Source organism: Citrobacter portucalensis (assembly GCF_002042885.1).
Classification (GTDB): Bacteria; Pseudomonadota; Gammaproteobacteria; order Enterobacterales; family Enterobacteriaceae; genus Citrobacter; species Citrobacter portucalensis.
Window position 1 is genome coordinate 1 of record NZ_MVFY01000027.1, and the last position, 10,480, is coordinate 10,480.

The 10,480-nt window shown below is 47.2% G+C and carries 9 protein-coding genes and 3 pseudogenes; 4 read left to right on the plus strand and 8 right to left on the minus strand.

Translation table 11 applies throughout. The features are described from left to right. The first annotated feature begins 84 nt into the window (after positions 1-84). A complete protein-coding gene (locus BZK40_RS23145; protein WP_172111210.1) occupies positions 85-1,182 on the plus strand; it encodes an acyltransferase family protein in 1,098 nt (365 codons plus the stop codon). 133 nt (positions 1,183-1,315) lie between these two features. On the opposite strand, the gene BZK40_RS24685 is transcribed toward BZK40_RS23145, so the two are convergent. From BZK40_RS24685 to BZK40_RS23175, 6 genes and pseudogenes are all read right to left on the minus strand, one after another. Next, a complete protein-coding gene (locus tag BZK40_RS24685) occupies positions 1,316-3,046 on the minus strand; it encodes a tail fiber/spike domain-containing protein (protein WP_172111212.1) in 1,731 nt (576 codons plus the stop codon). 56 nt (positions 3,047-3,102) lie between these two features. After that, a pseudogene (locus tag BZK40_RS23155) lies at positions 3,103-3,657 on the minus strand (host specificity factor TipJ family phage tail protein); the annotation flags it as partial. After that, positions 3,647-4,411, minus strand: a pseudogene (locus tag BZK40_RS23160) (DUF2213 domain-containing protein); the annotation flags it as partial. The pseudogenes BZK40_RS23155 and BZK40_RS23160, both read right to left, overlap by 11 nt. A gap of 78 nt (positions 4,412-4,489) precedes the next feature. Then, positions 4,490-4,738, minus strand: coding sequence for a hypothetical protein (locus BZK40_RS23165; RefSeq protein WP_079935369.1), 249 nt, complete (start codon positions 4,736-4,738; stop codon positions 4,490-4,492). Beyond that, complete coding sequence (locus BZK40_RS23170; protein WP_095533180.1) at positions 4,735-5,760, minus strand: phage minor head protein; 1,026 nt, start codon at positions 5,758-5,760, stop codon at positions 4,735-4,737. Before BZK40_RS23170 ends, BZK40_RS23165 begins: the two co-directional genes overlap by 4 nt. Then, positions 5,696-6,814, minus strand: coding sequence for an anti-CBASS protein Acb1 family protein (locus BZK40_RS23175; RefSeq protein WP_253193194.1), 1,119 nt, complete (start codon positions 6,812-6,814; stop codon positions 5,696-5,698). The genes BZK40_RS23170 and BZK40_RS23175 overlap by 65 nt, the downstream gene beginning before the upstream one ends. Between BZK40_RS23175 and BZK40_RS24915 the strand changes: the two are divergent. Continuing rightward, positions 6,803-7,027: pseudogene (locus BZK40_RS24915) on the plus strand (type II toxin-antitoxin system HicB family antitoxin); the annotation flags it as partial. The gene BZK40_RS23175 and the pseudogene BZK40_RS24915 overlap by 12 nt on opposite strands. Positions 7,028-7,979: 952 nt before the next feature. Here BZK40_RS24915 and BZK40_RS23190 read toward each other — a convergent pair. Next, the gene (locus BZK40_RS23190) at positions 7,980-8,618 is read right to left on the minus strand and encodes an antitermination protein Q (protein ID WP_253193196.1); all 639 of its coding nucleotides are present in this window, start codon (positions 8,616-8,618) and stop codon (positions 7,980-7,982) included. Here BZK40_RS23190 and xisR point away from each other — a divergent pair. Together xisR and BZK40_RS23200 are read left to right on the plus strand one after the other, a co-directional pair. Then, positions 8,569-8,781 (plus strand): excisionase family protein, encoded by a 213-nt coding sequence (gene xisR, locus BZK40_RS23195; protein WP_079935372.1) that lies wholly within the window; start codon positions 8,569-8,571, stop codon positions 8,779-8,781. The genes BZK40_RS23190 and xisR overlap by 50 nt on opposite strands. A 45-nt stretch (positions 8,782-8,826) precedes the next feature. Continuing rightward, positions 8,827-10,122 (plus strand): tyrosine-type recombinase/integrase, encoded by a 1,296-nt coding sequence (locus BZK40_RS23200; RefSeq protein ID WP_079935373.1) that lies wholly within the window; start codon positions 8,827-8,829, stop codon positions 10,120-10,122. A 26-nt stretch (positions 10,123-10,148) separates the two neighbouring features. Here BZK40_RS23200 and fliE read toward each other — a convergent pair whose 3' ends face one another. Then, positions 10,149-10,463, minus strand: coding sequence for a flagellar hook-basal body complex protein FliE (fliE, locus tag BZK40_RS23205; protein ID WP_079935374.1), 315 nt, complete (start codon positions 10,461-10,463; stop codon positions 10,149-10,151). Positions 10,464-10,480: the final 17 nt, after the last annotated feature.

Below are 10,480 nucleotides of genomic sequence, written 5' to 3' on the forward strand. Positions count from 1 at the left end.
GCTGTAAATTATTAATTAATAGACACATAATTACAATCCATGATAAATTATAAAGGTTTATCTTAACTCATTAAGAGTATGCTCATGCTATTATCATTGCAGTATTTGAGAGGTATTGCCTCGCTTTTGGTGGTACTTTACCATGCAAGAGGCGAAATTAGTAATGTATATGCTCAAAGCAATCTAGGTGAATTGCTTTTTGGGAATGGTTATATTGGTGTTGACTTATTTTTCATGATAAGCGGATTTGTTATTATGCTATCAACTGAGAAGGATAAGTCGTCTTTCTCATTCATAATTAAAAGATTGTTTAGAATTTACCCTGTTTATTTGGTCTGCTTATTTGCCTTGGTATTCCTTCAGGGAAGACCGTTTGATGTAAACTTACTAAAATCTTTGTTATTCATAAATCTTGACTTGTTCTCAGAGGCTCCTTGGTTTGGGTATACAATTATATTCACAGCATGGACATTGATGTTTGAGATCATCTTCTATATGCTTTTCTACATATCCTTGGCTTTATCATGGAAATATAGAGGGTATATTTGCATGTTATTAATTGCATCTATTGTATTAGGTACAAACCTTTATTTTAATGGAAGTGTTAACTTTAGTGGCTATTCAAGCATAACTATTGCATCAAATCAAGAGCATAGTATTTGGTTAGGAATGGCCAGAGTTTTATCATCTCCCATGTTCTTTGAATTTATTATTGGGATGGTTATTTATAAAATTTATGCTTCAACTAAAATAAATATAAGCAATAACTACACACGAATTGCTGCGATTATAGCCATAGCTTTATTTTCATATTTCTATGTTACTGGATACAATGGTGGTCACGGTCCTTTAAGTTGTGGTGTATATGCGGCAATTCTGTTATTGGCATTAGTTCTTTTTGAGAAGACATGCAAGGTTAACTACTCACCAACACTAAGCTATTTTGGTAATATTTCTTATTCGTTATATCTTACGCATGCTCTTGTCATGAACATATTACCAACCGGTATAATTCCTGGTTCTCTCTACTCTCAGGCTCACGGTTTTTCTAATTTATATCTAATATTGCTGGCTTCAATATTTATTTCAACCATTCTCTACTATACAGTAGAAGTGTTTTTCGTGAGATTTGCTAGGATGATGCTTAAAACCATCATGATAAAAAACACAAGTGCAATTTAGTTTGTGAGATTATATGTGAGTAGGCCCATGGAAGGGATTTTATCAAAATATTAGAAAGGAATAGGTTTTCTGGCTTTATGAGAATGTTGTTAAACAACTGCCTCATAAAGCCATTTAATTTACGGAAGGTTTATCATAAGAAACTTTTGCTCATTCCAGTTATCTCGATTGTTGTATTTACAGCAATATCTGTGGAGCCAACATTAACAAGCTGTACATTTGCAGAGTTAGCAGCAGATGAAACCTGAACAATGAGCCCTGCATATAAATGTCCCATGCTCCACATAACTGCGCTACCACTCTTCAAACCAGGAACAGAAACTGATGTTGTAACTGTTCCGCCACTTCCTACAACTGTAGTGTTAATCGTCGCACTGCCCCAGACCTTGTTGAACACGCCAACCAGAGTGTGAAACTCTTCCCTTACTTGTGTTTTCAGTTGGTTATCAGGAATGTCTTCGCCGTTGTCAGTACCTAATACAGTACTGCGATGACCATTTGGATTCACGTTGATCCAGTTAACAAGACTTGGGTTCCCATAAGGAAAAAGTGCAAGGCCAATAAAAGTCTGACGACCTCCATCTTTTGCCTGACACGTTATTGCTGGGTTGCCGTTATCAATACTGGTGTTTATCCAAACGTTATGATAAGGAGAGTTTATCGAGAAAAACCACTCAAAAGCACTACCAACACTTTCAATATTGCAGGTCATGAAGGTATTAGTTTCATACACCCCGCGAGGGTTACTGAAATTGTAAGCAAGATCGCTTGCTGTCCACGTGTTGCTTATAAAGGTCCATCTGTTTACATATCCGTTAAAATTAACACATCGAACACTGTCACCGGCATAACATTGCTCTACTATTCCGAAGTAACATTGTCCTCCTGCAGATGTATCAACAGCGTTAGGGTATGTGATGACTCCATCGGTAGTTACGCGAGTATCATCAATCCACTTATTAATGGATAGTGCATTGTTAAATAGGCTCATTCTGACACGGGTAAATCTGGGGTAAGAAGCATCATTGATATCAATAGCATTAATATCTTTTGCATTTCTCCCTACCAGGTAAACATCACGAATCCCCATATTGTGAGCACCCGGCCCCCATCCCGATGGGCGTATGCCGCGGATCATTGTTCCGCCAGCAGGAAAGCTGTTAGTGGCTCTGATAAATGTTTTGTCATACCCTCCACCAACAATGGTTACACCAGGATATAGCAACACCATATCTGAGATATAGAAATCACCAACGACTGTTACCTCTGGAATTCCTAAAGTGTGCGCGGCCACAATAGCAGCCTGTAGGTTTGTAGTCAGATCTGGTTGACCTGTAATTACCCCGCCAGGAACAAAATCAGCAGCCAAATCGATAGAGTTTCTGAGCTTTCTGTCTACCTTGGTAAGTTGTGATGATGGCTGGTTGAGATCGTATCCTACAAGAAGGGAGCCTGTCCCTGCCGCTAAATCTTTTCTCAAGACATCACTGATATCTACTGGCTGCCATTTTCCTTCACCTGTCCCACCTGATGATTCTGGCGTAGAGCCCGCCGGAACCGTTTTTGGCAATGTTGTCAGGTCGTCCCATCGGTACCAGACATTTGTCGACGTATCCTGCAGTACATCACCAGCAGCAGTAACGGTCCCACCGCCCTGAAATGTTCCCGCCAGATTCCAGCCGAGATTGTAGATCTGCTGGAGTGTTAACTGCTTAAGACCTTCAATCGTGTAATGAGCATTCCCAAAACGATCGATGTACTGCTGGGCCATTGACGTAACAAACTCATCAATTTTCCCGGCGTTGAATTTCAGATCTTGCGGTTTTTCGCTCGGAACTGGCTGGTTAGTTGGTGTAGTGCTCATATTTTTTCCATAAAAAACCCGGCGCTGTGGCCGGGTTGTGTTATTTGGATAAGGTCTTATTCGTAGACTGAGTCGCTGTACTCTGCGACGGTCAGAGATACAGTGTTATCTGTGTTGGGTTTGATGCTGTTGACTGTCCACAGCTGGCTGTCCAGTTCCTCCACAGTGGCTATTAGATATCGCGACGGGAGCTGTACGGTGTCTCCGTTCCATATATTGAGCTGAATGGAGGGTATTGCTGCAATGAAGCCGTATTTAGTGTCGCTGCGTGCCGTTGCCGGATAACGTAGTGTCGGGTTTCCCATACTGTCAGTAACCAGAACATACATCGTTCCGGTAAACTTGATTGGTTCGCTCGTATCGAAGTTATTTCCGGTGCGACCGGTGATGTACCCCTGTTGCTGGTTGCTGTCGTAGATGTCCGGCATCTGAATAACGCTGCCGACCTGAATGATCCCATCCTCGAACACCTTGGCGTTCATCTTCACCCGTGAGTAAATCAGACGCTTTGTTTCTCGTAACGCCCTCTCCCGAGCCTGGTACTCGTTACGGAATCCTACTATCTCAAGCTTGTTTGGGTTCTCCGCTTCCTGCTCGACGATAGCGCCATTTTTTGTCGTCCTGCTTGATGGACATGCGCAACGCCTGGTAGATATCGTCAAATGACATCTCTGAAGCGTTGCTGATGAAGAACTTCACTTTGTTCCACCAGCCGTCTTTCATGCTGTTGGCGGCATCGATGAGGCTCGTCGATTCAACATCGGCCTCCTGCCCGTCAGCGTTGACGAACATGCCGACGCCTTCATCCGGCGTACCGGCGCCGGGCTCGTCGAGCAGGATCGCAATGTGGTCGAACTGCATGTTGTGAGCGACCCAGGAGTACTTCTTCTGCTTCGACTCACCTGCCTTTTGCTCTTTGTTCAGCAGCAGACCGGTGGAAACATGAATCGGTTCGGCGTTATTGCCGCTAATCATGTCGTCCAGGCGCTGAATAAGGCGCTTACCGTCAGGTTTGGTATCTGCCACAGCCTTATTGACGTAAACGTCCATCACGACCTTGTCGTTGGCCTTGCTGACGTTCTGAGCCCACGCCCCGGCGTAGTAATCGTTGACAGCCTGCGGGTCGTTGGCGCTAACGTATTTGCCGTTCACCATCGGGTGGCCGATCGGCATTAACTTGCGCTCCATCGTCTGGTAGCTGTTGTTAATCTCCTCCGCCGGGTACAGGCCGCCATTCATCACGATGTCATCGACGATCGGGACCGCACCACGAATGACGTAGTGTTCCTGACCGTTGATGGTGGTCGTTGAGATGTTGGAGGCATTGATGGCGAGGGATTTAACATGGATGCTGGATAGCTTCACGTTGCGTCCTCATTTGTGGATTTCGGGCAATAAAAAAGCCCAGTTAATTACTGGGCCGATAACAATACGAGGTGTATTTTAATTTATAAGTGTGTTTAAAATATTTCTGGCATTGTTTAGAGCCTGCATTTCAATCGCGTTAACGCCTGATTGTTGACCGTTTGAAACTGGCATTACAAGGCCCTTGTGCATTTTAAGGATTTCACTAGCTTCAACAGATACATCGTTTTCTAAAGTAATCACACACGTGACCTTGAAAGCAATCTCCATATCTGTCTTAAACATTTCCTTCCAGTCGAACTTCACTTGCTTGATGCTATGGCTCATATAACCTCCGTTGAATGTTGAGGTTTATTATCGCCTTTTTTATTCCAATCTTTACGCTCTTTCGCCAACTTATCAGCCAGCCCTTCGTTAAATATGCTGCCGTCGTCGTTGAGCAGCACCGGAATCTGGCTGCAGTAACAGTTGTACCGGTTGCCGTTCTCGGCGTAGAAGTCCCGCACCTCTTCGGTGGTGTAGACCTTGCCGTGACGGCTGGCGTGCCAGGTGCGCGTTGTTGGTTTGAGTGCCGACAACCACAGCAGTCCGGTATTCAGCCCCAGCCGGTCAGCAGCCCAGTCCGTTTCATTCCATTGTGCCTGCCGTAGCGCGCCGACCTGTTCAGTTTGAGCGATAGTCTTTGCCTTCGACATGGACACATCGAGACGCTTGCTGATGACGCTGGCCGTCTCGCGAGGATTAACCCCACGCGCGACCGCATCGGTGATGATGTTGGTTAAATCGCCGCGGGCAGTGTCGCTGATGACCTTCCAGTCACTAAAGGTTGTCAGCCTGGCCGCCGCCACCTGATTAAGGTGTCCTGGGCTGCTTAAAAGCTGCTTTAGCGTCGTCTGACTGGCGTACACCTGCGACTGTTGCGAGAGGTTGTTGAAGGCCTCCAGCGTGCCGCGCTGCGCTTCTGCGACGACGTAATCCATCGCCCAGAGGTTTTGCTCGCCACCTTCCAGCAAGTGGTCATCGAGAATGGCCTGCACTGCCTCAAGCAGGTCAGCTAGTTCCTGCGCCGACATGTCGTAGATAAACTTGCCAGCGTTGACCTGGTAAAGCGTAGGCTCGTCACCGTTAACATGGCACAGGAAATGCCAGTTATGGCTATTTACCTCACGCTCTCTCCCGATCAGACGCTGGTCGAGCAGCGCTTTCATGGCCACCTTAATCGCGTAATACCGATCCTCAATGTCGCGCTCCATCTTGCTGACTGGCTTACGCGACATCGTTGGGTCAACTTTCGACCGTGGTATCACCGGACTTTTCGGCTTCTGACTGAGGGTCGGCCAGAGGATCAGGCTTTGGTTTGTTGCCATCAGGCGGAACCTCATCATCAAGCTCAGGCAGTGGCTGTAATTCGCCAGCAGTGCGGATTTCGTTTTCAGTGATAGCCGAACGCCCGAAGGCATTCGTTGATTTCACTGCCACGTCCGCCAGTTTATCCATATTGGCAATCTTCTCTGCCTGACTAGGCGCCAGCAGATCAGACCAACCAACGGTAATTTCCTCATTCTGCGCCGGAGGAATAATGCCAAGCATCCAGAAGCGAGAAACCACGTCAGTGATAACGTCAGTCAGGAAGCCTTTACGTCGGCTCATCCTGGTGCGCCCCCAGCCTTTCGCATCTTCGGTACTGGCGCGCTCACCCGTCTGCATCCCAACAAGCTCTTTCACAGGTATTGGAACGGTCGCGCAGAACTCGCTCAGTGCTGTGCGCCATGTTGGCTCAGGGTCGGCTTCTGGAACGCTTAATACCTCGGCAGTACCGGCCTGCATAAAGCTGGCGCTGTCGGTGCTGTCGTTCAGGCGGCGCACCTGCTGATCCAGAGCCTCAGCAAGTTGCCCTTCCGCCACGCCAAGTGCCTTGGCAAGAGCGGAGAAGTTCGTCTTCTCGCTGAATGAGTAGTTAAGCTGTCGGCTGGCGTTCTTCAGGAATCCCTCAGAAGCCCCGCCGCTCACCTTCTCGATGTCCAGCAACTTATTGAAGCCGGCCTCAAGCAGTGACTTACCTGACGTCATGACGCCATCATCTGAACCTTCAGCCAGGATGATTACCCGATCAGGATGCACGTTAATGATTCGCCCCGGTCGCGCATCGAAGTTCCCGTCGACAGGCAACTCAGTAAACGAGTACATCGTTACTTCGCCAAACGTTTCACTTTCTGGGTCATCGTCCCATTTAATCGGGTCGATCTGCGCTTCCCATGCAGGGATTAACTTAACAAGTGCCTTTTCCTGAAGGCGTCCAACGACTGTCTTGTCGACTTCCTCATACCATTGCTTGCTGTCCTTAATCTGAAGCAGGATTGCAGAGTAACGTCCAACCAGGTTTCGACGGTCATCACCGTTCATCTTCCTGTGCTGATCTGCATGAAAGCTGCATTGCACAATGCAATGATTAACACCGGTACGCGTAAGGCTGATTTAGCCAGAAAGCTAAACCAGAAAGGGCCGCAGATTGACCGGCTTCTTGACGTTAGTCACGCATCCAAAGTCGAGACGCTGGAACAAGCCTTATACCTTCTTGGTTATGAGGCAGAGGTATCTGTAAAGAAGTTATCATGAGCAGTTAACAGCCACCCATCTTCACGAAGCCCAGCCATTGTGCTGGGTTTTCTTTTTTGGAAGCGCACAGCACCGTAGCCACAGTGGGTAAGGTGAGGGTTTTGTCTGTCTGGTATTTGGTGAGATGCGCTTTCAGAAAGGATAATTATTAAAAGACTTAAAGCTTAATTTGATGCGGTCGATAACCTTACTTTCAACTCAAAAAGAAGGTTCGACTATGAATGTCTTTCGTGTTCACCGTGATAGAGATGCTATTTTTAAATTTGCAGTTGAGAGGCATAAATTAACACCTCAACTTCACCCAGTTAGCAAAGGTGCGGTCAATCATTATGGTCCATACGTTAACCCTGATGTATACGTTTATGTAATTACTACGACTGCAACCAGTGTGGCTGCACTTACGTCGGACCTTCAACTTAATCCGCCAACGAAGGACACCTTCACCATCGTTGGTAACAACGAAATTTATATCTAACAAAAAAAGCCCCGGCATTTCTGCCAGGGCCTATTAATTAGTGGAGGGCATTCAGTTGTATATTGAGTACACGCCGGGGGTCTCCCGTTACATCTAACGCATACCTGAATCCGAGTAATCCTGCCTTTCGCGCAAATCCCAAGCCAGCCACAGGCATCGGTGTGAGGTACCACATATTTGCACTATCCATTCCCCTAACCCAGATTCCGCTTTATGGCTTTAGCGGATTACACAAGGGGACTTTCAAAAAGTTTGCCAAAGGAAACCTCCTTAATCATCCTCAAGTAATTCGGGGAGTTGGATCATCATGGTTTCACAAAGAAAATTCATTGATCTTAGTCATAAAAAAGCCCCGAGATATTAACTCAGGGCCATTGAATGAATGCACTACTCCATCATTGAGTTCAGATTAAACAGAAATCGCCACTTTGTAAAGTGTAATTTTCTAGATAAATCCTATTTAATAGAAAATATTCACTACCGCGTGACTTTGTTCAACATCTGGTTTGCGTACTCTTCCTGTTTGATACACTCGCCTACTAGGCTTTCAAAGAAATCCTTGTAAGACCTGCGCCATGTGATTTCAGGTATATCCATCACCGTCGCGCAGATGTATTTACGGACGCTATCAGGTAGCAATCTGGCATATCCCCGACCGTTGCAGCGTGAACAGGTTTTATATGCAGGGACTCCGCGTTGTAGAATAGTTTTCTCTTTGTCTAACACTGTTCCTTTGCCATTGCACTGGCATGCGTTGGTCAGAACTCCCTTCCCTTTGCACTTGTGGCAAAGCACCTTAACCATCTCTCTTTTTTCGCTAAGGTGTGGTCGTCCCATGTGTTTCATTGTCATAACTTCAGCTTCGACAAACTTATTGCCATGGCAGCAGTCGCACGTTCTGGTACTGGCGGCGCTCCGGGAGTAATCGGCAAAGGCGAAAGTTGCGAGAACTTGCATTACCTTTGGCTTAACATCGCTCTCAAGCTTGCGTAAGGCGGCAACCTTATCGCAGTGCTCAATTGCATATTTGGTCAGCAGTTCAATCGCTCGCTCACGATCGTAATCGCTGATAACCGAAGAAAAGCTCGTCGAGATTACCGGCCTTCGCCCGGGCACTATCGAGCGAGCCCGTAAAAATTGCTGGATGGTCGGACGGGAATATCTGCATGTTTCCCCTGACGGAGTGCCTAAGAAAAACAGCGAGTGCATGTACAACAGAAAGGCTGTCGACCAGTGGGTTGAGAGCATGTCAAAGAAACAGCCGGGTGCGCGCCAATGAAGATCCGTTTATGCTTAGCTGGCTCTTGGACGTCAGGAGGGAATAATGGCTAAGTCAGCATACCCAACAGGCGTGGAGAACCATGGCGGTACGCTCCGCATATGGTTCATCTATAAAGGCAGCCGGGTGCGTGAAAGCCTCGGCGTGCCGGATACACCAAAAAACAGGAAGATCGCTGGCGAGCTGCGCGCGTCGGTGTGCTTCGCGATAAAGACCGGCAACTTCAATTATGCGGCTCAGTTCCCGGACTCACCGAATCTGAAGAAATTTGGAGTTGAAAATAAGGAAATCACCGTGCTCGAGTTGGCGAATAAATGGCTTGAGTTGAAGCGCATGGAGATCAGCACCAACGCGATGTCTCGCTATTCATCTATAGCGCGCAACATGATACCGAGAATTGGTGGGGACAAGCTGGTATCTGCGGTGACACAGGAAGACCTGCTGTTTATCAGGAAGGAGTTGCTAACCGGCTATCACGTATTGAAGACAGGACAGAAGACACCAGTAAAAGGAAGATCCGTCAGAACCGTCAACAACTACATGAGAACCATGTCAGGCATGTTTAACTTCGCCGCGGACAGTGGTTATGTTAAGGCGAATCCGTTTAACGGCATTTCCATGCTCAAACGATCACGCACTGAACCAGATCCGCTCACACGAGAGGAGTTCGTCAGAATGATTAATGCATGTACTCATCAGCAATTGAAAAACATGTGGTCGCTGGCCGTGTACACAGGGGTGAGGCATGGAGAGCTGGTATCGTTGTCATGGGAAGACATCGACCTGAAAGCGGGAACTATGATGATTCGTCGCAACCACACGTTAACGAAGGAGTTCACCCTTCCTAAAACAGAGGCAGGAACTGATCGAATCATAAACCTGATTCAGCCAGCCATCGATGTGTTGAAGAACCAGGCTGAAATGACCAGGCTGGGCAAGCAGTATCAAGTTGAGGTTAAGCTTCGTGAATACGGTCGTACTGATGTGCATCCATGCACATTCGTGTTCAACCCGCAAATCGTATCGCGTAATGGCCGTGCAGGGCATCATTACGCTGTAGGGTCGATCAACCAATCGTGGGAGGCGGCAATGCGACGTGCAGGTATTCGCTATCGCAGAGCATACCAGTCAAGACACACTTACGCATGTTGGTCGTTAGCTGCCGGTGCCAACCCTAACTTCATCGCGAAGCAAATGGGCCACACCGACGCGCAAATGGTTTACCGGGTGTACGAATCCTGGATGGCAGAAAACAACCAGGACCAGGTACTCATACTCAACCAGAAATTGAGTGAGTTTGCCCCACCCATGCCCCATGCAGTAGGATCGGATGGATATTAACAATAAATATCATTAGGTTATGTAGCCTAAACTTGCATGGACATCACTTCCTGATACGCCGACACCAGTTTATTACGCACCTGAATACCCATCTGCATCGATACCGACGCTTTTTGCATATCGGTCATCACATCATTTAACGCAATGCCCGGCTCACCCAGGGTAAATTTCTCAGCCTGCGTACGGGACGCGGTTTGCACATCGCTGATTCTGTCTAACGCCGCATGCAGTTGTCCGGCAAAACTCACGGTCGGTTGTGGCTGCATATCCTGCGTTTTTGCTGACATCGCCGTGGCCTGTAACTGGCTGATGACCCCTTCAATCCCCTGTATTGCCGACATTCTGATCCCCTGGATGA